Below are 25,201 nucleotides of genomic sequence, written 5' to 3'. Positions count from 1 at the left end.
GCAAGGTGCAGACAAGACACCGCAAGCAGGCAGCGTGGGAGGGGAACATGAACACCAGCACGGCACTGGCCAGCGCTGCGCCGAAGACAGGCTTTGATCAGGCGCTGGGCGAAGCCTCGATCCTCGTCATCGATGACGAGCCAGGCATGCGCAACTTCCTTGACCGGACGCTGCGCCCGCGCTGCCGCCATCTGGATCTGGCCGCCAGCGTCGAAGAGGCCGCAGGCCTGCTGGATGCAGCGCATTTCGATATCGTCATCCTCGACAATATCATGAGCGGCAAGCGCGGCGTCGACTGGCTGGCCGAGCAGCGCGACACCGGCTTTCTGCCTGCCGCCATCCTGATCACCGCCTATGCCGACCTCGAGACGGCCATTCAAGCGCTGCAGGCGGGCGCGGCGGATTTCGTGCTGAAGCCTTTCCGCTCCAACCAGATCCTCAATGCCGTGGCCCGCTGCCTCGACCGGATGCAGTTGCAGCGGGAGAACACGGTGCTGCGTCATGAACTGAAGGCAAGCTCTGACCTTATCCTCTTGCGTGACAAGCTGATCGGCGCCTCCCCCGCCATCGAGGACATCAGAGCCACCATCGCCCGCGTTGCCCCGCTCCCCTCCTCCGTGCTACTGACCGGCCAATCAGGCACCGGCAAGGAAGTGGCCGCGCGCATGATCCATGAGCTGTCCGACCGGGCGGCCAAGCCCTTCGTGCCGGTCAACTGCGCTGCCATGCCGTCCGACATGGTGGAGAGCGAGCTTTTCGGCCATGTGAAAGGCGCCTTCACCGGTGCGCAGAATGGCCGTGAGGGGCTGTTCCTGCATGCCCGCGGCGGCACGCTGTTTCTGGACGAGATCGGCGATCTGCCCCTTCAGACCCAGGGCAAGCTGCTGCGCGTTCTGGAAGACCGCAAGGTGCGCCCCGTTGGTGCGGAACGGGAGCTGCCGGTCGATCTGCGCTTTGTCTTTGCCACCAATGTGGATCTGGAAAAGGCGGTGGCTGAGGGTCGCTTCCGGGCGGATCTCTTCTTCCGCATCAACATCGTCAGCCTGCACATGCCGCCACTGAAGGAGCGCGGGTGTGATGGGCTCGATCTGGCGGAACTGTTCATGCAGAAGCTGTCGCAGCAGCTCGGCACCCCGCCGCTGCCGCTCACCGAAGAGGTGCGCCGGGCGATTGCCGCCTATGACTGGCCGGGCAATGTGCGCGAGCTGCGCAATTTCATCGAGCGCAGCCTGATCCTTGGCCGCTTTCCGCCGGACTTCCTGCGCACCGCGCAAACGCCCGTTACCGGCGGGCACGCCAGTGCGGCACCGCAGGCCGATGGCACGCCGACGCTGGCCGATATGGAGCGCAGCCATATTCTGGGCACGCTGGAGCGCTGCGGCGGCGACCGGGATGCAGCCGCAAGCCTTCTCGGCATTTCCCGAAAGACCATCGACCGGCGGCTCAGGGACTGGAATGTCTGACCCTGCCGCGCCTCTGGAGAGCGTCCGCCCATCCCGCTCCGTCCGCTTCCGCCTGCTGGCGATTGCGCTTCTGCCCATGCTGGTCATCGTGCCGCTGGTGGCCGGCGGCATCATACTGCGCTGGAATGCCAAGTTCAGCGAAGTCTTGATCAACAAGGTGAGCGCCGATCTCACCATCGCCCGGCAATATCTCGCCCGGCTGATGGAAACCAACGGCGAGCGGCTGACCGCCATCGCCCAGTCCGCCCGCTTCCAGAGCGCCGCCTCCGGCCCGGCACTGGCGGATCTGCTGGCGCAGGAAAAGACCGTCCTCGGCCTCGACTATCTCTATCTGAGCGACGCCTCAGGCGCGCTGATTGCCGCCAGCAGCCCGGACCTGCGGCTGCCGGAGCAATCCTCCCCGGTCATCGCCAGCGCGCTGGAAGGCAGCGCCCGCACCGGCATCACCATTCTCTCCGGCCCGGATCTTGAACGGCTGTCGCCGGAGCTTGCGGCGCGTGCCAGGCTCGACATCGTGCCCACCGCCAACGCCGCCCCCAGCCCGCGCAAGACCGAAGACCGTGGCATGGTCATTCTGGCAGCTACCCCGGTCACGCTTGCCGATGGACGCAAGGCTGCGCTCACCGGTGGCTTGCTTCTCAACCAGAACCTCGTCTTCATCGACACGATCAATGATCTCGTTTACCGGCAGGGCAGCCTGCCGGAGGGCAGCGAGGGCACGGCGACGCTGTTTCTGGATGACGTGCGCATCAGCACCAATGTGCGCCTGTTCGAGGGCAAGCGGGCGCTGGGCACGCGGGTGTCGGATGCCGTGCGCAAGACCGTGCTGGATGACGGCATCACCTGGCGGGCGAGCGCCTTTGTCGTCAACGACTGGTACATCTCCGCCTATGAGCCGATCCTCGACAGCGAGGGCCAGCGCGTCGGCATGCTTTATGTCGGCTTTCTGGAAACGCCCTTCACGCAGGCGCGGCAGCAGACGGTGCTGCTGGTCGTCCTTGCGCTTCTGGCCATCGGCACCATCACCGTTCCCATTTTCCTGCGCTGGGCGCGGGCGATCTTCCGTCCGCTGGAGAAGATGGCCGGCACCATTTCCCGTGTTGAGGCAGGCGACATGGGCGCCCGCACCCACGCCCCCGCCGCAGGGCGGCGGGGCCGGTCAGGACGAAATCACCCGCGTGGCGCATCTGCTCGACCACCTGCTGGATCTCGTGCAGGAGCGGGACGCCGCCCTGCGCCAGTGGAACGAACAGCTCAACGCCCGCGTTGCCGAGCGCACCCGTGAGCTGGAACAATCCAACCTGCAGCTGGAAGCCGCCACCCGCCAGCTCATCGTCTCGGAAAAACTCGCCGCCATCGGGGAGATCACCGCAGGCGTTGCCCATGAGATCAACAATCCGGTCGCCGTCATCCAGGGCAATCTCGATGTGCTGCGCCAGGTGATGGGCGACCGTGCGGTGGAAGCGGCCACCGAGTTCCGCCTGCTGGACGAGCAGGTCCACCGCATCCACCTCATCGTCACCCGCCTCCTGCAGTTTGCACGGCCGGAGGAATTCGCCGGCTGGACCGAGCGCACCGACCCCGCCGAAGCCCTCGAAGGCTGCCTGCCGCTGGTGCAGCATCTTCTGAAAAAGGCCGATGTCAGCGTCACGCTGGAGCCCTTCTCCACCCGGCAGGTGCTGATCAACCGCACCGAGCTTCAGCAGGTGCTGATCAACCTCATCGTCAATGCCGTCCACGCCATGCCCGGTGGCGGACGGCTGCGCCTCGCCTGCGAGGACGCGGAAGAAACCGGCCATTCCGGCGTGCGCTTCACGGTGGCAGACACCGGCACCGGCATGAGCGCCGAGGTGCAGGCCCGCATCTTCGAACCCTTCTTCACCACCCGCCCTGCCCCCGGCAGCAGCTCTGGCACCGGGTCAAGCGCCACCGGCTCCGGCCTTGGCCTGTCCATCTGCCAGAAACTCGTCGAACGCCAGAACGGCCGCATCACCGTCCAGAGCACCCCCGGCGAAGGAACTACGTTCATGATCTTCTTGCCGGAGGCGGTGTGAGGGGGCAAAGATAGGAATGCGCCCTCCTTTTGCCGCAGCATTCCTCTCCCCCTTGAGGGGGAGATGTCTGCGCCAGCAGACAGAGGGGGTAGCAGCGCTTCAACACAGCACCACCTCTCTTACAAACGGGCAGTCCGTTACCCCCTCTGCCCCCTGTCGGGGGCATCTCCCCCTCAAGGGGGAGAGGAGTTGGCGCCTGCCTGGCGGCCCATTGTAAACACTGCCCTAAAAGCGAAAAGGGCACTAGGGCCACCGGAAGAACCGTCCTGTTTTCTGCCCCCCAAGACCCTCTGTCCGGACAAGCTGTCCCTGAGCCTCCCAAGTTGTCCGGCATGAAGGGCGAATGCTGCGGGTGGAGGTCCGGCAGGGGCTGGAGAGCAAGGTGCGCGGCCCTCGTGCCGGCACATTCTGACAGATCGCCCCACAGCATCACCGGGCCCAATTAGTCATATTTTTTCAGATAGTTAACTAGAATATCACGCATTCCGCCATCTCAACAAAACCTGATGCAAACCACGCCTGCCCTTCAATTCACTCCCTTCCCCGGCAACTGGCACGCTTCTGGCTAAGTAACTTGCCGGGGAGAGGCGGCCTTCGGGAGGAACGGGGGCTGGGGTCCGGAGAATGGCTTGCAAAAGCCGCCGGTCCGTCATGCGAAGGCGCCCTCCAAGGTCCCCCTGTGAAAGGGGCTCTCGGGAGGAGACAGGAATGACCACAACCACCGGCGTCGAGGGCGGGTACTCCGAAGGAGGACTGCTCGACCGGGAACGCATCATTGCAAAACCCGGATTCAACCGCTGGCTCGTGCCGCCAGCAGCGCTTGCCATCCATCTTTGCATCGGCATGGCCTATGGCTTCAGCGTGTTCTGGCTGCCGCTGTCGCGTGCCATCGGCATCCAGCAATCCGTCACCTGCGAGGGCATGACGCTGGTTGGCGCCCTGTTCACCGCCTCGTGTGATTGGCGCGTGGCGGATCTTGGCTGGATCTACACCCTCTTCTTCGTCTTCCTTGGCTGTTCGGCGGCCATCTGGGGCGGCTGGCTGGAAAAGGCCGGGCCGCGCAAGGCGGGCGTCGTTTCCGCCTTCTGCTGGTGCGGCGGCATTGCCGTGGCGGCCGTGGGCGTGATCACCCATCAGCTCTGGCTCATGTGGCTGGGCGCTGGCGTCATCGGCGGCATCGGCCTTGGGCTTGGCTATATCTCGCCCGTCTCCACCCTGATCAAATGGTTCCCGGACCGGCGCGGCATGGCGACCGGCATGGCCATCATGGGCTTTGGCGGCGGTGCCATGATCGGCGCACCGCTGGCAGACCGGCTGATGAGCTACTTCGCAACGGCCACCAGCGTCGGCGTCTGGGAGACCTTCCTCGTCATGGCGGCGATCTACTTCGTCTTCATGCTGGGCGGCGCCTTCGGCTACCGTCTGCCGCCGGCTGGCTGGCGTCCGGAAGGCTGGACCCCGCCGCAGTCGAAGGCCACCACCATGATCACCCAGCATCATGTGCACCTGAACAACGCGCACAAGACGCCGCAGTTCTGGATGATCTGGATCGTGCTGTGCATGAACGTCTCTGCCGGCATCGGCGTGATCGGCATGGCCTCTCCCATGCTGCAGGAAATATTCTCCGGCAAGCTGATCGGCCTGCCCGAACTCACCTTCACAGATCTGTCGGGCGAACAGAAGGCCGCCATCGCGGCAATTGCAGCAGGCTTCACCGGGCTCCTGTCCCTGTTCAACATCGCGGGCCGCTTCTTCTGGGCCTCGCTGTCGGACCGGATCGGGCGGAAGAACACCTATTTCACCTTCTTCCTGCTCGGCATTGTGCTCTATGCCCTGGCCCCGACGGCGGCACAGCTTGGCAACCAGCTGCTGTTCGTCGCCATCTTCGCGGTGATCCTGTCCATGTATGGCGGCGGATTTGCCACGGTACCGGCCTACCTTGCCGACATCTTCGGCACTCAGTTCGTCGGCGCCATCCATGGCCGCCTGCTGACAGCCTGGGCAACGGCCGGCATCCTCGGCCCCGTGGTGGTGAACTACATCCGTGAAGCACAGATCAACGCCGGCATCCCCCGGGCTCAGGTCTATGACTTCACCATGTATATCCTCTGCGGCATGCTGCTGATCGGGCTCATTGCCAACGCGTTGGTCCGGCCGCTGGACAAGAAATGGTACATGTCTGACGAGGAAGTCGCAGCCCTGCAGGCCAAGGCCCGCACGGCGGATGCCAACGTCGCCCATGGCTCCTTCGGCATCGGCAAGGGCGGGCTGGACGCCAAGGCCGCACTTGCCTGGGCCGTGATGGTCATCCCGATCCTCTGGGGTGTCTGGATCACGCTGGAAAAGACCGCCGCCCTCTTCGGCTGATACTTTTTCCTGCTAGAACAGGCTGGCCGGGCGCTTTCTGCCCGGCCGGTTCCACCAGACTGGAACTGCTGTGCCCCTGCCGGTAGCGGACCCATGATCGACAAGCTGGAAATGTTCATCGCCCTTGCCAACGAGCAGCACTTTGGCCGCGCCGCCGAAGTGATCGGCGTGACACAGCCAACCCTTTCATCTGCCATGAAGCAGCTGGAAGATCAGCTGGGCGTTCAGCTTATCCATCGTGGCTCACGGTATCAGGGGCTGACGCCGGAGGGCGAAAAGGCGCTGGAATGGGCGCTGCGCATCGTCGCCGATGCAAGGGCGCTGAAGGCCGACATGCGGCAAGCGCGATCGGCACTGTCGGGCAATCTGCGCATTGGCGTCATCCCTACGGCCCTGCCGATGGTGACAGACCTTTCGGTGCCCTTCACCGAACGCCACCCAAATGTGCGCGTCTCCATCCTGTCGCGCACCTCTGCCGAAATCCTCGAACAGCTGGAGCGGCTGGAGCTGGATGCCGGCATCACCTATCTCGACCCGCCGCCCGCCCGCCGCCTGACAGTGACGCCGCTTTACCGGGAGACTTACCGGCTGCTGTGCCGCGCCAACTCAGAGGTTGCGCGCAGGGGCTCGCTGACCTGGGCGGAAGTCGGCCCCCTGCCCCTCTGCCTTCTGTCAGGCGACATGCAGAACCGGCGCATCGTGGACCGTTACCTGCAGGAGGCAGGCATCAGCTCCATGCCGATGGTGGAATCGAACTCCATCATCGTGCTTGCATCACATGTCATGACCGGGCGCTGGGTCTCGGTGGTGCCGGAAAAGCTCGCCGTGCATTTTCTGGACCGCAAGGATCTGGCTGCCGTGCCCATCACCGGGGACCTGCCGGAGGACAAGATGCCGGGACAGGATGTCGGCCTCGTCATCGCGCACCGCGAGCCGCTGACGCCGATGCTGACCGCATTGCTCGACCTTGCCCGCAAGTTCAACGCCGCCCTGGAGGAGGGCCGCAACGATAGAAGGTTTCAATCAGCTGACGAATAGCCGGAATTGAAGTGGGAGAAATTCCGCCTAACATGCGGAATTGAGAGGAAAAACACATGACGGCACATCTGTCTGCCGCCACGATCTGCTCCCTGACGCAGGAGATCGTGACGGCCCATTCGGCTCTGGAAGGGCCGCTTTTGCCCATTCTTCATGCTGTACAGGAGGCCTTCGGCTACGTGCCGCAGGACGCCCTGCCCGTGATCGCGGACGGTCTCAACCTGTCGCGTGCGGAAGTCCACGGCGTGATGAGCTTCTACCACGATTTCCGCCCGGAGCCTGCGGGCCGCCACGTGCTGAAGGTCTGCCGGGCTGAAGCCTGCCAGTCCATGGGTACGGATGCGCTGGCTGAAAGGCTGAAAGCAAGGCTCGGAATCGACTGGCACGGCACCACGAAGGACGGCGGCGTGACGCTGGAACCGGTCTATTGCCTCGGCCTTTGCGCCCAGAGCCCGTCCGCCATGCTGGATGGCGAGCTTTACGCCCGGCTGGATGATGATGGCATCGACGAAATGCTGGGAGGGATCGGCAAATGACTGTGACCGTTTTCGTCCCCCGCGATGCAGCCGCACTGGCTGTCGGCGCAGACAAGGTGGCCGCCGCCATTGAACGGGAAGCCGCCGCCCGAAATCTTGATGTAAAGATCATCCGCAACGGCTCACGCGGCATGCTTTGGCTGGAGGTGCTGGTCGAGGTGCGGACCCCGCAAGGCCGCGTTGCCTATGGCCCGGTGAAGGCCTCGGATGTGCCATCCCTGTTCGATGCCGGGTTCCTGACCGGCGGCGCGCACCGGCTCGCCCATGGTCTCACCGCGGAAATCCCCTTCCTCAAGGGCCAGACACGCCTCACCTTCGCCCGTTGCGGCGTCACCGATCCGCTATCGCTGGCGGACTACCGCCACTACAAGGGCCTGCGCGGCCTTGAAGCAGCGGTTGCCATGGCACCTGCCGATATCGTGAAGCAGGTCACCGACAGCGGCCTGCGTGGTCGTGGCGGCGCAGGCTTCCCCACCGGCATCAAGTGGAAGACCGTTGCGGACGCCAAGGCAGACCAGAAATACATCGTCTGCAACGCCGATGAAGGCGACAGCGGCACCTTTGCCGACCGGATGATCATGGAGGGTGATCCCTTCGTGCTGATCGAGGGCATGGCCATTGCCGCCATCGCCGTGGGCGCGACGAAGGGCTACATCTACACCCGCTCAGAATATCCGCACGCAATCGCGGTGATGCAGGAGGCCATTGAGATTGCCCGGCGCGAGGGCATTCTTGGCGCATCCGTGCTGGGCTCACCGCATGCCTTCGACATGGAAGTGCGCGTTGGCGCAGGCGCTTATGTTTGCGGCGAGGAAACCTCGCTTCTGAACAGCCTGGAAGGCAAGCGCGGCATCGTGCGCGCCAAGCCGCCCCTTCCCGCGCTGGAAGGCCTGTTCGGCAAGCCGACGGTCGTCAACAACGTCATGTCACTGGCCTCCATCCCGGTCATCATGGACCGCGGTGCCCAGTTCTACCGCGACTTCGGCGTAGGCCGCTCCCATGGCACCATCCCGATCCAGCTGGCCGGGAACCTGAAGCATGGCGGCCTTTACGAGACCGCCTTCGGCCTGACGCTGGGCGAACTGGTGAATGATATCGGCGGCGGCACGATCACCGGCCGTCCTGTGAAGGCGGTGCAGGTGGGCGGACCGCTCGGCGCCTATTTCCCGCAGGACCTTTTCGACACCATCTTCGACTACGAGGCATTTACGGCCGCAGGCGGGCTCATTGGCCATGCGGGCATCGTCGTCTTCGATGACACCGTGGACATGCTGGTGCAGGCGCGCTTTGCCATGGAATTCTGCGCCATCGAATCCTGCGGCAAGTGCACCCCTGCCGCATCGGCGCGGTGCGCGGCGTGGAGACGGTGGACCGGATCGCCAGAGGCGATGCCGCCGCCATTCCGCTGCTCGAAAGCCTGTGCAGCACCATGAAGGCCGGATCGCTCTGCGCCCTCGGCGGCTTCACGCCCTACCCCGTCATGAGCGCCCTGACCCATTTCCCCGCAGATTTTGACAGGATGAAGGAGGCCGCGGAATGAAGGACTCCCGTTTGCTCGACCGTGACTTCGGCACCCCCGCCGCCCGGTCCGAAAAGATGATCACCCTGACCGTCGATGGCTTCGAGGTCAGCGTGCCGGAAGGCACCTCCGTCATGCGGGCAGCGTCTGAAGCCGGCATTTCCGTGCCCAAGCTCTGCGCCACCGACATGCTGGATGCCTTTGGCTCCTGCCGCCTGTGCCTTGTGGAGATCGAGGGCCGCGCCGGAACGCCAGCCTCCTGCACCACACCAGTGGCGCCGGGTATGGTGGTCCACACCCAGACCGGCAAGTTGAAGGACCTGCGCAAGGGGGTGATGGAGCTTTACATCTCCGACCATCCGCTCGACTGCCTGACGTGTGCTGCCAATGGCGATTGCGAGTTGCAGGACATGGCCGGTGCCGTGGGCCTGCGCGATGTGCGTTACGAGGCCGTTGACACCCACTTCCGCGCCCGCAATGCCGGGGGCGATGTCAATCCGCAATGGCTGGCAAAGGACGAGAGTAACCCCTATTTCACCTATGATCCGTCCAAGTGCATCGTCTGCTCCCGCTGCGTACGCGCCTGTGAGGAAGTTCAGGGAACCTTCGCGCTGACCATTGAGGGCCGTGGCTTTGACAGCCGCGTCTCGGCGGGCATGATGAGCGACACGTTCCTCTCCTCCGACTGCGTGTCCTGCGGCGCCTGCGTGCAGGCCTGCCCGACGGCGACGCTGCAGGAAAAGAGCGTGATCGAAATCGGCACACCCGAGCGGGCCGTGGTCACCACCTGCGCCTATTGCGGCGTCGGCTGTTCCTTCAAGGCGGAAATGCGCGGCGACGAGCTGGTGCGCATGGTGCCCTACAAGGACGGCAAGGCCAACCGTGGGCACAGCTGCGTCAAGGGCCGCTTTGCCTGGGGCTACGCCCAGCATCAGGACCGCATCCTGAAGCCGATGATCCGCGAGGCGATCACCGATCCCTGGCGGGAAGTCTCCTGGGACGAGGCACTTGGCTTTGCCGCCTCCCGTATGAAGGCCATTCAGGAAAAGCATGGCCGCCAGTCGGTCGGCGTCATCACCTCCTCCCGCTGCACCAATGAGGAAACCTACCTGGTGCAGAAGCTGACGCGTGCCGTCTTCCTCAACAACAACACGGACACCTGCGCTCGCGTCTGCCACTCGCCCACGGGCTATGGCCTCGGCCAGACCTTCGGCACCTCGGCAGGCACACAGGACTTCGACAGTGTCGAGGACACCGATGTCGTCATCGTTATGGGTGCCAACCCGACGGACGGGCACCCGGTCTTCGGCAGCCGCCTGAAGAAGCGCCTGCGCAAGGGCGCCAAGCTGATCGTCATTGATCCGCGCCGCATCGATCTGGTGAAGTCGCCGCATATCAAGGCCGCGCATCACCTGCAGCTGAAGCCCGGCACGAACGTGGCCGTGGTTTCCGCTCTTGCTCACACCATTGTCACCGAAGGCCTGTTCGATGAGGCCTTCATCCGCGAGCGCTGCGACTGGGACGAGTTCCAGGACTATGCCGAGTTCATCTCCGATCCGCGCCACAGCCCCGAGGCGACGGAGGCCCTGACCGGTGTTGCGGCGGAAGAGCTGCGCGGTGCCGCAAGGCTTTATGCCCGCGGCGGCAACGGTGCGATTTACTACGGCCTCGGCGTCACCGAACATTCGCAGGGCTCCACCACGGTCATCGGCATCGCCAACCTTGCGATGATGACCGGCAACATCGGACGCAAGGGCGTGGGCGTGAACCCGCTGCGCGGGCAGAACAATGTGCAGGGCTCCTGTGACATGGGCTCCTTCCCGCATGAGCTGCCCGGCTACCGCCATGTGAAGAACGACCACGTGCGGGAGATCTTCGAGAGCCTGTGGGGCGTGGAACTGGACAAAGAGCCGGGCTTGCGCATTCCCAACATGCTGGACGCCGCCGTCGATGGCACCTTCAAGGGCCTTTACTGCCAGGGCGAGGACATTCTCCAGTCCGACCCGGACACCAAGCATGTGGCTGCCGGCCTTGCCGCAATGGACTGCGTCATCGTGCATGACCTGTTCCTCAACGAGACAGCCAATTATGCCCATGTGTTCCTGCCGGGATCGACCTTCCTGGAGAAGGATGGCACCTTCACCAATGCCGAGCGCCGCATCAACCGCGTGCGCAAGGTGATGGCCCCGAAGAATGGCTATGCCGACTGGGAAATCACCCAGATGCTGGCCAATGCCATGGGCGCCAACTGGACCTACACCCATCCCTCGCAGATCATGGCGGAAATCTCGCTGACAACGCCATCCTTTGCAGGTGTCAGCTACGAGAAGCTGGAGGAGCTGGGCTCGGTGCAGTGGCCCTGCAACGAGAACGCACCAGAAGGCACGCCGCTGATGCATATCGACGGCTTCGTGCGCGGCAAGGGCAAGTTCATCCGCACCGAATATGTCGCAACGGACGAGCGCACCGGCCCGCGCTTCCCGCTGCTGCTGACCACGGGCCGCATTCTCAGCCAGTATAACGTGGGTGCCCAGACCCGGCGCACCGCCAACACGGTCTGGCACGCGGAGGATCTCTTGGAGATCCACCCGCATGATGCGGAAAACCGGGGTCTCAAGGATGGCGACTGGGTGCGACTTGCCAGCCGCTCGGGCGAAACGACCCTGCGCGCCAAGGTGACGGACCGGGTGTCCCCGGGCGTGGTCTACACTACATTCCACCATCCGGACACGCAGGCCAACGTCATCACCACCGACTTCTCGGACTGGGCCACCAACTGCCCGGAATACAAGGTGACGGCGGTGCAGATCAGCCCGTCCAACGGCCCCTCCACCTGGCAGGAGGACTATGCCGCACAGGCTGCCCAGTCCCGCCGCATTCTTCCGGCGGCCGAATGAGCAAGACCAGCGCCAGCATCCCGCGGCTGCGCATTTCGCGCGGCCGCAGCGGCAAAGGTGAGCGCAGCCTGCCGGCCGAAGTGCCGGTGGCCCTGTCCTACAATGGCTCCACCCACGCCGTGATGATGGCCACCCCCGCGGATCTGGAAGACTTCGCCTATGGCTTTTCGCTGACTGAAGGCATCGCGGAGCCGGACGAAATCCGCGAGCTTGAAGTTGCGGAAACAGAGGACGGCATCGACCTGCGCATCTGGCTGAGCGAGAGCGCAGGCAACCGCCACAATGACCGGCGGCGCACGGTTACAGGGCCGGTGGGATGCGGGCTCTGCGGGCTCGACAGCCTGAAGGCTGCCCGCCGCCCCCTGCCCCCGGTGCCGGATACGGGTTTTGCCATGAGCGAAGCGGAGGTGCTTTCCGCCGCCGCCAGCCTCACTGCCCATCAGCCGCTGCAGGACGAAACCCGCGCCGTCCACGCAGCCGCTTTCTGGCGGGGCGGACGCATCGTGACAGCACGTGAGGATGTTGGCCGCCACAATGCGCTGGACAAACTGACCGGCGCGCTGCTGCGGCAGGACGCAGGCCAGAGCCGCGCCGGAGCCTTCATCATCACCTCGCGCATCTCCATCGACATGGTGCAGAAATGTGCAAGCTTTGGCGCGCCCGTGCTCATTGCCGTCTCCGCCCCGACGCTGGCCGCCGTGGACCTGGCGGAAAGCTGCGGCATCACGCTGGCGGCGCTGGTACGGACAGACAGTTTCGAGATATTCACCCACCCCGACCGGATCAAGCTGCAAGAGGACGCCCATGTCGCCTGACAAGCTCGTCTACATGGCCAACCAGATCGCCAAGTTCATGGAAACCAAGCCCCACGCGGAAGGCGTCGAGGGCGTTGCGTCCCATATCAACGATTTCTGGGAACCACGCATGCGCCGCCAGTTTTTCGAGATCATCGACACCGGCGGCGAAGGACTGCGCCCGCTTGTGCTGGAAGCTTCAGAAAAGATCAGAAGGCCGCAGTAAAGGGGAACGCCGCTCACCGTGCGCGGGGGCGGTTCCAGTCCATTCCCGCAAGGCGGGGATCTGCCGCGAAGTCCGTGGCTGAAAACTCAAGACCAAGCCTCGGGAACTCACGAAGCGCCTGCCCGCCATTGGGCCCGATGCGAATGCGCCAGGTCTGGCGGTCGGAGGGCTGCGGCTGCGCAAAGGCACTGCACGTCAGCACCGCAAGATTGGCCCGTCCTTCCGGATCGCGGACAGAGGCGTAGCGGATGATCTCGGCGCCAATTGCCCGCGCCTCATCGGCCAGTTCCTGACATGGGGCATAGTTCACCGGATGCGTCCAGACCGCATGGTCTGCTGCTAGAGCCCCTTGCATCAGGTCGATCGCCACAGGTGTTCCGACCTTGACGGAGAAGCAGGTATATTCGGACGCGTCATCGGGAAACGGCGTCTCCGGACTCTCGGCGTAGAAACAGAAGCGGTAGAAGACGACTTCTGCCGCAGCCGTCTCAGGCGCCTCCGCCCCATACCAGACGCCCTCTGTCAGACCAGCGCGGCGGAAGCGGGACCCGTTCGGATAGGGACGGTAACGAAATGGCGTTGTCAGAAGATAATCAAGGCCCCGGCAGCTTTCCGGCACCAGCGGCTTGCTGAGTTCGAGAATCTCCTCAAGCGCGGCCTGCTCCGCCAGATTATCAACGAGCTTCAACGTCGAAACACGATGCTGAGCTTCAACGAACCGCCACGCGAGCCCTTCATAGGGGCGAGCCTCAGAGCGGAGCGCGTCTTGCGTCCAGATAGGCGGTGACATCGACAAGACCCTGTATCTGCATCATGCGGTCAACCGGCTTTGCAGCCAGTGCCGTATTGTGGGCAGTCAGCCAGCGCCTTGCCACAGCCTCATCACCACCGGTAATCGCATCCAGCGAACGGAAGGCACGAACAAGAAGCACGGCAAGCTCGAAAGGCTTCGTACCCGGCTCCAGCAGGCTTTCGCCTCGCCTCCAACGCGACACGGTTGCCTCGGACACGCCGACGATATCGGCCAGCTGACGGCCAAGAAGACCAAGCCTTTCAGCCGCACGCAGCGCAGCTTTGGTCAACACGGCACCAGCCTCGGGCTTTTGCATGATCTGATGAATAAGCGCCATGAGCAGCTCCTTTCTACAGAAAGGATAACATCAAATTCTTTCATGTAAAAGGGCTGTATGTCACCTCACCCGTGACGACACATCAATCTCACGCTGCCATTCGCGCCACATGGCGACTAGCAGGGCCATCAGCACCGGGCCGACGAAGAGGCCGACGATGCCCATGGTTTTCACGCCGCCGATGAGGCCGAAGAAGGTTGGCAGGAACGGCAGTTTCACCGGGCCGCCGACGAGCAGCGGGCGGATGGTCTTGTCAACGATGAAGAGCTCCGTCGTGCCCCAAAGAAACAGGGCGACACCTGCAACCGTGGAGCCGCTGGCCACCAGATAGACCGACACAAGCGAGAAGGACAGCGGCGCACCGCCGGGAATGAGTGCCATGAAGCCAGTGATGACGCCGAGTGTGACCGGAGACGGCACACCCGCAATGGCATAGGCGATGCCAAGGACAATGCCCTCGCCGATGGCGATCAGCGTCATGCCGGTGACGGTGGAGCTGATGGTGGCCGGCACAACGCGGGAAAGCCTGTCCCAGCGCTCGGGCAGGATACGCTGGCCCACGCGGTCGATCTGCGCAGCGATCTTCTCCCCATCCCGGTAGAGGATGAAGAGAGCAATCAGCATGAAGATGAGCGTCAGCGCGAGATGGAAGACCAGAGTGCTTGCCGTGAGAATGCCGCGATAGATGGTGCCAATATTGGCACCGCTGACAAGCTGGATGAGTTCACCTATGGCACCTGGATGGCCGATATACTTGTCCCACTGGATGGTCAGCCAGGGCCCGACCTGCGGCAGATTGGCAATCCAGCCCGGCACCGTCTCGCCATTCTGGTTCACCGCTATCGCCCAGCTGATCCATGACTGGGATTCGCCCACCGCATAGATCATGGCATAGGTGACCGGTGCCACGATGAAGCCGATGATCATCAGCAGCATAAGGCTTGCCGCAAGTATGCGCCCGCAGGCAAGGCGCCGCTCGATCAGCCGCAGCAGCGGCCAGCTGGCAAAGGCAATCACGGTCGCCGCCAGCACCGGCACGATGAAGCCGTGGAAGAACCAGATGGAGGCCGCAAGAACGAACAGCAGCAGCCACCGCGCGGCAGCCATGTCTGTAATCAATGGGCGGCGGGTACGCACAGACACATCCTGTGTGGCTGGAACGTTTTCCTTCACTGAATGATCCATGACGGAATCGGGTCCGATCTCTTCCTGCTCAGGCACACCGGCTGCCCATTCCCGGACTTGCCGCACGCCGTTTACTCCAGCCGCGCCATCTGCTGCTGCTTCTAGCCTGAAACATGGCAAATCACGCTGCCGATTGCCACCGCCATTGGCCGGTCGAGCCCAAAAAACCATCCAGTGCAAATGATTGGTCAACTTGGCGCAAGCCGCACTGCCAGCCCCTTGCGCCAACCCGTATCCCCACTGGGCAGCCTGCCGTCTTTTTGCGCTGACCACGCCTGCGAATGAGGCGCCGGGGGCTCGCCAGTCCCCGGCTTTCCGGGCTAAGGTAACACGAAAGGTCTTCAAGGGACCTGCACACCTTCGAGAGAATTCATGTCCGCTTACCATGTGCCCCAGGGCGGTCTTCCGCCCCAGACTGCCCTCCACACAGGCCGCGCCCTTTTCACGCCCGCCTATGCCGTCATTCCCAAAGGCGTGTTTTCCGACATCGTGACGTCCTGCCTCCCCGGCTGGACGGGACTGCGCTGCTGGATCATTGCCCGGCCCATGAGCGGCTTTTCCGAGACCTTCAGCCAGTATGTGATGGAACTGCAGCCGGGCGGCGGCTCTGCCGCGCCGGAGCCTGACCGGCAGGCACAGGGTGTGCTGTTCGTCACCGAAGGCACACTCAGCCTCACAGTCAATGGCACCACACACATCATGGAGCCGGGCGGCTTTGCCTATCTGCCGCCGGAAAGCGGCTGGACGCTGACCAACCCCGGCAGTACGGCCGCCCATTTCCACTGGGTGCGCAAGGCCTATGAGGACGCCCCCGGCATCGCCCGGCCCAAGGCATTCGTCACCAACGAAAAGCTCATCGAGCCCGTGGCTATGCCCGGCACCAACGGCGCCTGGGCAACCACCCGCTTTGTCGATCCGTCTGACCTTTCCCACGACATGCATGTCAATGTGGTCACCTTCCAGCCTGGCGGGCTGATTCCTTTGAAGAAACCCATGTGATGGAACACGGGCTTTATGTGCTGGAGGGCAAGGCCGTCTACAAGCTCAACCAGGACTGGGTGGAAGTGGAAGCGGGAGACTTCATGTGGCTGCGCGCCTTCTGCCCGCAGGCCTGCTATGCGGGCGGTCCCGGCCGCTTCCGCTACCTGCTCTACAAGGACGTGAACCGTCACGCGAAACTCTCCGGAGTGCTTGGCCGATGACAAGGGCCGCCCAAACGGCATCCGGGGCTGCCCTGCCCCGGATCGTTACTGAGCCATTGACCGCAGAAGCCTTCCGTCCGTTCGGCGATGTGCTGGATGCGGAGGGCGCTCCGGACCGGCTGATCAATCAGGGCCTGTGCGGGCGCTTTCACGACCGGGCACGGCTGGACTTCGGGCCGGACGGGCGGGCGGGACTTTCCATTTTCAAGGCCGAGCCACGCGCCCTGCCCTACCGGCTGGAAATGCTCGAGCGGCATCCGGATGGCAGTCAGGCCTTTGTGCCGATGAGCCTTACGTCCTTCCTGGTCATCACAGCAGAGGACGAGAATGGCCGCCCCGGCACGCCCCGCGCCTTCCTCACTCAGCCGGGTCAGGCCATCAACCTTTTGCGCGGCACATGGCATGGGGTGCTGACGCCGCTGGAGGCGCCGGGCCTCTTCGCCGTCATTGACCGCATTGGCACCAGCGCCAATCTGGAAGAGCACTGGCTCGATACAGCTTTCGAGGTCACGCTCGGCTGACCGGATACCTTCCGCCACCAAATCTGCGCGTAGCGTTTTCCAGTCTTTTCATGTCTTCCCCAGCCGCCTTCTTCCACCGTGGTGAATAAATCGTCACCACGGCTCGGAGAAGTGTAAGCAACGGGGGCTGATTCCAAACTGCTTTCAGCCGAATCCTGCTTAAGCAGATGTAAATTTTACATCTGGTTAGAGTCTTGTTTGAATTGCATTAAGTTAAAGTTTTAACGGCCCTTTCAGCCCGCCCGGGCAGTATTTCCTTCAAGGACGCAGGCAATCTCCGCAAAGACGGAGCCGCTTCCAGACCAAGGCACACAGAAGCCTCAAAGAGCGCCGGGCCGAAGTCATCAACAGGGACGACGACAAAACACTGCAAGGGCAGGACCACCGCAAAGCGGGGTTTGAAGACAGGAACCGCAAATGGCACGTTTTGAAATGCATCAGGCCGACATGGCCATCATGGGCGGCACCGCCCCTGGAACTTCGGCCAGCATCCTCTTCCAGATGGGTCTTGACTGCGCAGCCGGCCGCAGCGGCACTGCCGATCTCGTCAGCGCCCACAAGTGGTTCAACCTTGCCGCCATGAAGGGCAACGCGGAGGCTGCGAGCTACCGCAAGGAAATCTCCAGCGAAATGTCCGCCGCAGACATCGCGACGGCACAGCGCCTCGCCCGCGAATGGCTGCGCCTGCAGTGAAACGCGCAACCGGACAGCGCCTTCCGGCCAAAGCGACCGGCGCACCGGCAAAGCATGATCACTCAGGTTCAAGGTGACGGGCTGACCGCCAGATCAGCGTCAGCCCGCCCTTTTCCGCCTTTCTTGCCGACGCAAGACACGAGTTTTCCCCAACCCGCTGAACTGCCTTCCAGAATCCACAGCCCCTTGCGCAAATCACTTGCATTCAGCGCAAGATCCTTTATCAGGGTCTCCACCGGAGAGGTGGCCGAGTGGTCGAAGGCGCTCCCCTGCTAAGGGAGTAGGCGTCAAAAGCGTCTCGTGGGTTCGAATCCCATCCTCTCCGCCACCCCCTTCTTTAGCGCATCGTCAGACAAAGCTCTTCAACACAGACATGAGATATCGAGCTCATGCTGCTGATGACAATTGTCTTTTAGGCCTGTAGCCTGACCTCATGGCTGGCGTAGACTGGACAGATGACGAGAACAGGCTGATCGTCGCGGACTATTTCGCGATGCTGGCCGACGATTGCGCCGGGCACCCCTATAGCAAGACGGAACACCGGCGTGCGCTGCTGCCATATCTGCATGGGCGCACCGAAGGCTCTATCGAATTCAAGCACCAGAACATCAGCGCCGTCCTGAAGGGTTTCGGCGAAACCTGGATTTCAGGCTACAAGCCAGCCTTCAACTTTCAAACATCGCTCGAAGACGCAGTGGCGGAATGGCTCGCCCGCAATCCTGCCTGGACGGAGCGCAGGCAAGACCGCACTTCCGAAAACGGCGGCCTGCATGAACCAGGCTCCCTTTGGATCGGCCCTGCCCCAACCCGAACCAATCAGCCGCCCCCGCAGGAGCTGGAACAGATGCTGCGCATCGCCCGCAAGTTTGACGTGGCGGGACGGGACGAACGGAATCGTGCACTCGGCAAGGCAGGGGAAGAATTCGTTCTGGACTATGAACGCTTCACACTGCGCGCCGCCGGACGTAACGATCTGGCGCGAAAAGTGCGCTGGACCTCTCAGGAGGATGGCGACGGCGCAGGCTATGATATCGGCAGCTTCCAGCCGGATGGCCGCCTGCGGCTGGTCGAGGTAAAGACCACCAACGGCTGGGAACGTACACCTTTCCATATCTCCCGCAACGAACTGGATGTTGCCAATGAGCGGCGGGACGAGTGGTGCCTGATGCGGCTGTGGAATTTCTCTCGCGAGCCGAAAGCCTTTGAACTCCATCCCCCCTTGAGGCCCACGTGTCTCTAACGGCAACCGCTTTTCAGGCGAGCTTCCAGTAGAAGGCCGTCTTGGCATACTGCTTTGAGAGTTGGACCCCACTCAAACTTGCTGGCAGACGAGAACGCGGGGCAGCTTGGCGGCAGTATCCAAAACACGGCGAGTCATGATACCGGGATTTCCGGGCACAGCGCTTCAGAAACTTCCGAACACCGTGCCGATGGCCACCAGCACCACAAGGGCAAGCACGGGGATGGCGACGGCGACCATGAAAATGTCCCGGTAGGCTTCCCTGTGCGTCAGCCCGCAGATGGTCAGCAGGGAGATGACAGCGCCGTTGTGCGGCAGTGCATCCAGTCCGCCTGTCGCCACCGCCGTCACCCGGTGCAAGAGCTCGGGAGACACCCCTGCCGCCTGCCCCATGGCCAGATAGGTCCCGCCCAGTGTCGAGAGAGCAATCGACATCCCGCCAGAGGCTGATCCCGTAATTCCAGCCAGAAGGCTTGTGCCGGCCGCCAGCGAGACCAGCGGGTTGTCCCCGCCCAAGGTGATCACCCAGTCGCGGATCAGCCCGAAAGCTGGAAGGGAAGCAATCACGGCGCCAAAACCGACGAGGCTTGCCGTGTTGAAGATCGGCATGAGTGCATCCTTGGCGCCTTCATCCAGCGTCCCGGACAGACCAGCCACAAGACGGCGCCAGTTCATGGCCACCAGCGCCAGAGAAGCAAGCGTCAGCGCCGATATGATCGACCAGACCCCGCGCAGCGCGCCCACATCGGTTCCGCCAAACTCGGGCTGCGCCAGATAGCCGGTGTCCATCGCCGGGATCACCAGAAAGGTGAAGCCAAGATTCAGCGACAGCACGAGCACCAGCGGTGCGGCTGCCACCAGCAGTCCGGGCGCGGCTCCTGCATCAGGTCCACCCGCATCACTATCCGGCTCTCCGTAACCAGAGCCAAGGGCGCGTGCACGGTACTCCAGCCAGGCCCAGCCAAGCCCCAGCATAAGCCCAGCGCAGATCAGCCCCAGTCCGGGTGCTGCAAAAGGCGTCGTGCCGAAGTAAGGCATCGGGATCGCATTCTGGATGGCAGGCGTGCCGGGCAGCGCTGTCATGGTGAAGGTGAAGGCCCCGAGAGCAATGGTCGCAGGAATCAGCACCTTGGGCAGATCAGCCTCGCGGAACAGCGCGGATGCTATGGGCCAGACGGCAAAGGCCACGACAAACAGCGATACCCCACCATAGGTCATCGCGGCACAGGAGAGGATCACTGCCAGAATGGCCCGGCTTGGCCCCAGCCCGCGAATAATGCCATCTGCCAGAACCCGCGCGGAGCCTGATGCCTCCATCAGCTTGCCGAACACCGCCCCCAGCAAAAACAGCGGAAAATATTGAATGATGAAGCTGCCGGTGGCCTGCATGAACACCTGCGTATAGCTGGCCAGCAGCGGGCCTCCCTCGGCGAACAACACAGCCAGCATCGCCATGGCCGGGGCCAGAAGCAGCAGGCTCACTCCCAGATAGGCCAGATAAATCAGGGCAGCGAGGGTCAACAGGATGACGAGGATACCTGTCACTGCCTAAATCCCCTGCCGGTCTTGCGGAAATTTTCCTGAAGCCAGATCCCGGCCAAGCTGCGGCCTTGTGCCTTGAAGCGCCGGGTTGATCTTCATGCAAGTGCTTGCGTTGCCCATGTCACCCTCATGCTGCATCGCGGCAACATACCGGCACGAGCGGACCCCGGCAACCACACCATAGATGCGGCGCATGGCTTGTAAATGGATGCAGGATATCAGATTGTGAAACAGCAAGCCCATTCGCCAGCTTTCCCAGACCAATCAAGACAGCCAGATCGTCAGCGCCTGACCGGAAACAGACCGGCGCTAACGCCAGGGGATAGGTGCATGAGCCTGATCGAGCCACATCGTTTCACCCCACATGAAAACGGGCGCGCAGCCTGCGTCACCTTGCCGGGCCTGCATCGCGACACCCATGTGGATGTCTTGCGAATAGGCCGCGGGCTTGTTTTGGCTCACAGCCATTTCTCTCCAGCAGAGCGGCACGAAGATGAGATCCGCCGGCCGGAGGACCAATTGATCCTCGCCTTCAATCTCAGCGGACGCATGGTGCTCACCAATCCTCGGGGGCACGGCATGAGATCAGCGGCGGCGAGGCCTGGATCATCCGGTCGGGCGGCCGCCGCCTGCGCAGGATCGTGGAGAAGGGGGATGGCTGCTCGAACCTCGTGATTTCACAGTCCGTCCAGTTGCTCTCCCCGGCACTGTCGCATCTGCTGGAGCAGGCATTGCCGCCAAGCGCGCCGTTCCGCCGCCTGCGCCTGCCGGTACCGGGAGGAACCGCGCTCGAACAGCTTCTGGATGGGCGTACAACTCCGGCGGCGATGCTGCGCAAGGAAGGGCAGTGCCTTGCCTTGATCGGCCACGCTATCGAGGAGCTGTCCGCGTGCCCGCGGCCAGACTGCGTGACAGACGATACAGCGCTACTGGTGCAACGCCTGACCGCCCTTCTTGCAGAACGGCTGGCAGAAACCATCTCCATGGCGGACATCGAACGCGAGGCCGGGTTGAGCCATGTCACGCTCAACCAGATCTTCCGCAAGGCAACGGGAGCGACCGTTTTCGAACGGCTGCGCACCTTGCGCCTTGAGGCTGCAGAACGCATGGTCCGTCTCACTGACCGCAGCCTGACCGAAATAGCAGGCGACTGCGGCTTTTCTGATGCAAGTCATTTGTCCAATGCCTTCCGCAAGCGCTTCGGCTCAACGGCAAGTGCCTGGCGGAAAAATATGAGGCAAAAACTCTGAAAATTTCGCCCGATGCAAGTTCTTTTTCGTCAGCTACAAGCCTTGATGCTGACCGCATGACAGGTTCCCTCCGAAAAGGAGGCCAGCCATGTCCCTTGATACCCGCTTTCGTTCCCAGCTGCGTCCAGTTGCCGTCTTAACATTGACAACCGCTCTGGCCAGCATCCTGCTGCCGGCCAGCCTGAGAGCCGAAGAAGCTGCCACTGACCTGAAGGCCATAACGATTTTTGCCAACTTCTGGGAAGAGATGGCGTCAAAATCGGCAACCACAGCCACAGTCCTGACAGACAGAGACCTCGACCAACCGGTTACCCCAGATCTTGATGCGGTCGTGGCGCGGTCGGCGAACACGGTTTTCCAGCGAGCCAACTCGCAGGAGCGGCTGGTCGTGCGGGGCATATCGGCCTTTGACAACGCCCTCTCAGACCCGGTCGGATATCTTGTGAATGGCGTGCCTCTCCCCATGGGTACGATCCAGCTGCCGCACTTCTTCGGTGCCGAAACCGTAACTCTGCTCAAGGGCCCACAGGGAACGGCGTTCGGACGCAATTCGGAAGCCGGGCTTCTTTCGTTCGACACGATACGACCGGGCACACGGGAAGGTGTCACAGTGCGTCTGGGAGCTGAGGGTTCGGATGCCGGAGCGGCGCCTGTCGGCGGCAATGGATCAGCTATCTGGTCAGGCCGCATAGAGGACGGCCCGGGACTGACCTTCGGTCTGGAAGCAGCACATGATCCGGGCGTAATGAGCAACCCCGTAACCGGCAGCAAGAATGGAGGGAAATCCCGCCGTGCCACCGGTTTCGGCGGGCTTGAGTGGGAGCTGAATGACGGCGGCCATCTGCGCCTCACAACCGTGGCCGAAGACCATAAGTTCAACAAGGAGCAGTTCCGCTATATTGCCGGACCTCTGGCGACAGAGCGGTTTCAAAGCGTCTATTCTGACCCTTCGTCCGAGAACAGGCGCAGCACCGTTTCGGCCTTCGAATATCAGGGCGTCTTCGACACTTTTGATCTGACCGCAATAACCGGCCTTGCCACGTTCGACCGGGACTTCGAGCTCGACTTCGACGGCTCGCCTCTGCGGCTGGGTGTTACCAGCATGGACCTGAGCGACAGAACTGTGTCGCAGGAAATCCGCCTCACCTCGGCGAACGGGGAAGCCTTGAAGTGGACCGTCGGCGTAAGCGGCTTCCGCCAATGGACCAAGGCCGACTTCGATCTCGGCTCCATGAGCACATACAGACACACAGAGATCGACCAGACAGGTGCCGCCCTGTTCGGATTTGCTGAATATGCGCTCAGTGACCGGTTCCGCCTGGGCTCAGGACTGAGGATTGATCATGTATCCTCCAACGCCTGGCAGCGTTTCACTTCGCCCCGCTCCAGATTGCGTTACAGCGGCAGCGACAACACGACTGAGGTCCTGCCGAAGTTCACCGCTGCGTATGATCTGACCGGGGCAACGACGGTGCACGCCAGTCTGGCGCGCGGATATATGCCGGCCGGATACAATTATGGCTTCGCCAACAGCTCGGGGAGCTTTGGCTATGATGCAGAACACAGCTGGGCGACCGAGGCAGGTATCAAGCACGAGCTCGACGGCGGCGGCTCGCTGGCACTTACGGCCTTCCATACCACTGTGAAAGACAAGCAGATCACCGAGACGATCCCCGGTGCGGCACAGTTCATTTCAAATGCCGGCGAAGCCAGAATCTACGGCATCGAGGCAGAAGCCGTTGCCCCGCTTGGCCACGGTTTTGAACTGATTGCGAATGCCGGCTGGCAGCGGGCTCGCGCAACATCGCTCGAAACCACATCGGTTGATGTTGCCACCGGTATGCTGATGCCAGTCAACTGGTCGGGCAACGCCCTGCCCCTGGCCCCGGATGTGACCTGGGGCCTCGCCCTCTCCCATCGGGGCGAAGTCTGGAGTGGCCGCATCAGCCTGAGCGGATCAACCGGTTACTGGTTCGACCCTGGCAATACCGTCAAGCAGAAGGGTTACATGACCGTTGATGCGGAGATTTCCCGCAAGATCGGCAACGGCGAACTGACTCTCTGGGCAAAGAACCTGTTCGATGAGGCTTATTACAGCGCCGCCGCAAGCACAACGCGGGGTGTAGTTGCCGAAGATGGCAGCCCGCGCAAGATCGGTCTCAACTGGCGGATGACATGGTGAACCTGCAACGGGAAACAGGCGCAGGCCGCCTGCTGGCCACCCTCGAGGGGCCAATCCGGTACGCACTCCTCACGTGGGCGCTCGACAAGGACCTCTTCAACTGCTGCCGCAACCCGGTGAGAGTAGAAGAGCTCAGCCGGTCGATGAGCCTGCCGGAGCAGCAGTTGGGCCTCGTCCTGCGGTCACTGGTAGCGGCTGGGTTTCTGGAGCAATCGGCGGAAGGATTTTGCACCGCAGGTGACATTTTGCCTTTCGTTAGCAGCGATAGCAGCCGCAACATGGTCGAGACTTTGCGGTCCATGGCCAAAACCCGGCTCACCGGCCTGGATCAGTTCGACGCGCTTGTCGCAGGCCGCGGCTCAAGTGGTCAGAAGCGCCTGTTCGACGACGCGCATTGGGATGCAAGCCATCGGGCACTCAGCGCCTTCCATCAGGCGCTGGCCGCCGAAGTCATGGCAACATGTCTGACCGGGCTTCCCGAATGGGCTGCCGCGTCTGATCTTCTCGAAGTCGGGCCAGGCTCTGCGGTTCTATCCCGGCTTTTGCTGGAGAAGCGGCCAGAACTCAGCATCACGCTCTTCGATCTGCCACCGGTGGCGCAACGGATCGAGGCGGAGGCAGACGGCCTGCCGGTTCGGGTGTGGCCAGGCAGTTACACGCAGACACTGCCAGAGGGCGCTTTCGACATCATCTGGTGTTCGATGTCGCTCTATTTCCACGATCAAGGCCTTCCCGATCTGATTGTCAGGCTCTCACAGCGCCTGAAGCCTGGCGGCGTGCTCGTCAGCTTTCACGAGGCACTTACAGATGAGCGCACCGGCCCGCCAGAGCATGTAATCGGGCGCTTGCTCCCTGCCCTGCGGCAAGGGGACGTATCCTTTGCCGAAGGCGAGATCGCCGGGGCGATGGCTGCGGCAGGCCTTGTCCGCCCCAGCAACACCACACACGACACGCCGTTCGGCCGGTTCCGGCTGGATGCAGCACGCAAGGACGGCACTCATGCCTAACCGCCTCTCAGTCCTCACAGGCTGTCTGCTTGCCCTCGCTCTCCTGGCGCCGCTGAAATCCGGCGCAGAAGAGATCATTCTGTCAGGCCCCCCATATGGGAAAGTGCGCCGCTCGTGGTCCTCTCCGAGACACAACCTGTTGCTGGCGTGACCTTCACCTTCCGCCCGTGGACTAGCCCGGAAGGCCTCCGCAAGCTGATGCAGGGCGATGCGCCAGCCATGGCGGTGATGCCAGCACCAACTGCGGCGCTGTTTGAGGCCAATGGCATTCACCTCACGCTGTTGTCAGCCACCGTAACGGAGGGCAGCTTGTCGATCGTCGGCCGGGGCGCTCCAGTCAGTACGCTTGCAGAGC

General features: G+C 62.9%; 20 protein-coding genes, 1 tRNA gene and 2 pseudogenes. 19 read left to right on the top strand and 4 right to left on the bottom strand.

Going from position 1 to position 25,201, the window contains the following annotated elements:
• The first annotated feature begins 47 nt into the window (after positions 1 to 47).
• From ACQB61_RS06535 to ACQB61_RS06490, 10 genes and pseudogenes are all read left to right on the top strand, one after another.
• Positions 48 to 1,463, top strand: a complete 1,416-nt coding sequence (locus ACQB61_RS06535) for a sigma-54-dependent transcriptional regulator (RefSeq protein ID WP_430511972.1) — start codon at positions 48 to 50, stop codon at positions 1,461 to 1,463.
• Positions 1,456 to 2,748, top strand: a complete 1,293-nt coding sequence (locus ACQB61_RS06530; RefSeq protein WP_430511971.1) for a cache domain-containing protein — start codon at positions 1,456 to 1,458, stop codon at positions 2,746 to 2,748. The genes ACQB61_RS06535 and ACQB61_RS06530 overlap by 8 nt, the downstream gene beginning before the upstream one ends.
• A complete protein-coding gene (locus ACQB61_RS06525) occupies positions 2,642 to 3,517 on the top strand; it encodes a sensor histidine kinase (RefSeq protein WP_430511970.1) in 876 nt (291 codons plus the stop codon). The genes ACQB61_RS06530 and ACQB61_RS06525 overlap by 107 nt, the downstream gene beginning before the upstream one ends.
• A gap of 708 nt (positions 3,518 to 4,225) precedes the next feature.
• Positions 4,226 to 5,884 (top strand): OFA family MFS transporter, encoded by a 1,659-nt coding sequence (locus ACQB61_RS06520; RefSeq protein WP_430511969.1) that lies wholly within the window; start codon positions 4,226 to 4,228, stop codon positions 5,882 to 5,884.
• A 93-nt stretch (positions 5,885 to 5,977) separates the two neighbouring features.
• Complete coding sequence (locus ACQB61_RS06515) at positions 5,978 to 6,922, top strand: LysR family transcriptional regulator (RefSeq protein WP_430511968.1); 945 nt, start codon at positions 5,978 to 5,980, stop codon at positions 6,920 to 6,922.
• A gap of 56 nt (positions 6,923 to 6,978) precedes the next feature.
• Positions 6,979 to 7,458: a formate dehydrogenase subunit gamma gene (locus ACQB61_RS06510; protein ID WP_430511967.1), complete on the top strand. Its 480-nt coding sequence runs from the start codon at positions 6,979 to 6,981 to the stop codon at positions 7,456 to 7,458.
• Positions 7,455 to 8,998, top strand: a pseudogene (locus ACQB61_RS06505) (formate dehydrogenase beta subunit). Before ACQB61_RS06510 ends, ACQB61_RS06505 begins: the two are co-directional and overlap by 4 nt.
• Positions 8,995 to 11,874: a formate dehydrogenase subunit alpha gene (fdhF, locus tag ACQB61_RS06500; RefSeq protein ID WP_430511966.1), complete on the top strand. Its 2,880-nt coding sequence runs from the start codon at positions 8,995 to 8,997 to the stop codon at positions 11,872 to 11,874. Before ACQB61_RS06505 ends, fdhF begins: the two are co-directional and overlap by 4 nt.
• The gene (gene fdhD, locus ACQB61_RS06495; RefSeq protein ID WP_430511965.1) at positions 11,871 to 12,689 is read left to right on the top strand and encodes a formate dehydrogenase accessory sulfurtransferase FdhD; all 819 of its coding nucleotides are present in this window, start codon (positions 11,871 to 11,873) and stop codon (positions 12,687 to 12,689) included. Before fdhF ends, fdhD begins: the two co-directional genes overlap by 4 nt.
• Positions 12,679 to 12,894 carry a formate dehydrogenase subunit delta gene (locus tag ACQB61_RS06490; RefSeq protein ID WP_374630294.1) on the top strand — a complete coding sequence of 72 codons (216 nt, stop codon included), beginning with the start codon at positions 12,679 to 12,681 and terminating at the stop codon, positions 12,892 to 12,894. Before fdhD ends, ACQB61_RS06490 begins: the two co-directional genes overlap by 11 nt.
• Positions 12,895 to 12,907: 13 nt before the next feature.
• Here ACQB61_RS06490 and ACQB61_RS06485 read toward each other — a convergent pair whose 3' ends face one another.
• From ACQB61_RS06485 to ACQB61_RS06475, 3 genes are read right to left on the bottom strand one after another with little or no spacing between them, the layout of a single operon-like run.
• Positions 12,908 to 13,684 carry an RES family NAD+ phosphorylase gene (locus tag ACQB61_RS06485; protein ID WP_430511964.1) on the bottom strand — a complete coding sequence of 259 codons (777 nt, stop codon included), beginning with the start codon at positions 13,682 to 13,684 and terminating at the stop codon, positions 12,908 to 12,910.
• Positions 13,644 to 14,024 carry an MbcA/ParS/Xre antitoxin family protein gene (locus tag ACQB61_RS06480; protein WP_430511963.1) on the bottom strand — a complete coding sequence of 127 codons (381 nt, stop codon included), beginning with the start codon at positions 14,022 to 14,024 and terminating at the stop codon, positions 13,644 to 13,646. Before ACQB61_RS06480 ends, ACQB61_RS06485 begins: the two co-directional genes overlap by 41 nt.
• Before the next feature lie 60 nt (positions 14,025 to 14,084).
• Positions 14,085 to 15,209, bottom strand: a complete 1,125-nt coding sequence (locus ACQB61_RS06475; RefSeq protein ID WP_430514313.1) for an AI-2E family transporter — start codon at positions 15,207 to 15,209, stop codon at positions 14,085 to 14,087.
• Between the two features lie 372 nt (positions 15,210 to 15,581).
• On the opposite strand from ACQB61_RS06475, the pseudogene ACQB61_RS06470 reads away from it, so the two are divergent.
• From ACQB61_RS06470 to ACQB61_RS06450, 5 genes and pseudogenes are all read left to right on the top strand, one after another.
• Positions 15,582 to 16,411, top strand: a pseudogene (locus ACQB61_RS06470) (bifunctional allantoicase/(S)-ureidoglycine aminohydrolase).
• Positions 16,408 to 16,932: an ureidoglycolate lyase gene (locus tag ACQB61_RS06465; RefSeq protein WP_430511962.1), complete on the top strand. Its 525-nt coding sequence runs from the start codon at positions 16,408 to 16,410 to the stop codon at positions 16,930 to 16,932. Before ACQB61_RS06470 ends, ACQB61_RS06465 begins: the two are co-directional and overlap by 4 nt.
• Before the next feature lie 417 nt (positions 16,933 to 17,349).
• Positions 17,350 to 17,625: a hypothetical protein gene (locus ACQB61_RS06460; RefSeq protein ID WP_430511961.1), complete on the top strand. Its 276-nt coding sequence runs from the start codon at positions 17,350 to 17,352 to the stop codon at positions 17,623 to 17,625.
• 237 nt (positions 17,626 to 17,862) lie between these two features.
• Positions 17,863 to 17,953: transfer RNA gene (locus ACQB61_RS06455), tRNA-Ser, on the top strand.
• 105 nt (positions 17,954 to 18,058) lie between these two features.
• Complete coding sequence (locus ACQB61_RS06450) at positions 18,059 to 18,865, top strand: DUF3883 domain-containing protein (protein ID WP_430511960.1); 807 nt, start codon at positions 18,059 to 18,061, stop codon at positions 18,863 to 18,865.
• Positions 18,866 to 19,030: 165 nt separating this feature from the next.
• Here ACQB61_RS06450 and ACQB61_RS06445 read toward each other — a convergent pair whose 3' ends face one another.
• The gene (locus ACQB61_RS06445) at positions 19,031 to 20,410 is read right to left on the bottom strand and encodes a GntP family permease (RefSeq protein WP_430511959.1); all 1,380 of its coding nucleotides are present in this window, start codon (positions 20,408 to 20,410) and stop codon (positions 19,031 to 19,033) included.
• A gap of 327 nt (positions 20,411 to 20,737) precedes the next feature.
• Here ACQB61_RS06445 and ACQB61_RS06440 point away from each other — a divergent pair, with 327 nt between their 5' ends.
• From ACQB61_RS06440 to ACQB61_RS06425, 4 genes are all read left to right on the top strand, one after another.
• The gene (locus ACQB61_RS06440; RefSeq protein ID WP_430511958.1) at positions 20,738 to 21,082 is read left to right on the top strand and encodes a hypothetical protein; all 345 of its coding nucleotides are present in this window, start codon (positions 20,738 to 20,740) and stop codon (positions 21,080 to 21,082) included.
• Positions 21,049 to 21,657, top strand: coding sequence for a helix-turn-helix domain-containing protein (locus ACQB61_RS06435; RefSeq protein ID WP_430511957.1), 609 nt, complete (start codon positions 21,049 to 21,051; stop codon positions 21,655 to 21,657). The genes ACQB61_RS06440 and ACQB61_RS06435 overlap by 34 nt, the downstream gene beginning before the upstream one ends.
• Positions 21,658 to 21,745: 88 nt before the next feature.
• Positions 21,746 to 23,839, top strand: a complete 2,094-nt coding sequence (locus ACQB61_RS06430) for a TonB-dependent receptor (RefSeq protein WP_430511956.1) — start codon at positions 21,746 to 21,748, stop codon at positions 23,837 to 23,839.
• Positions 23,833 to 24,846 (top strand): class I SAM-dependent methyltransferase, encoded by a 1,014-nt coding sequence (locus ACQB61_RS06425; protein ID WP_430511955.1) that lies wholly within the window; start codon positions 23,833 to 23,835, stop codon positions 24,844 to 24,846. The genes ACQB61_RS06430 and ACQB61_RS06425 overlap by 7 nt, the downstream gene beginning before the upstream one ends.
• Positions 24,847 to 25,201: the final 355 nt, after the last annotated feature.

This window comes from Pannonibacter phragmitetus, from assembly GCF_050510895.1.
GTDB classification, from domain to species: domain Bacteria; phylum Pseudomonadota; class Alphaproteobacteria; order Rhizobiales; family Stappiaceae; genus Pannonibacter; species Pannonibacter phragmitetus_B.
This window is presented reverse-complemented; position numbering and strand designations above follow the sequence as displayed.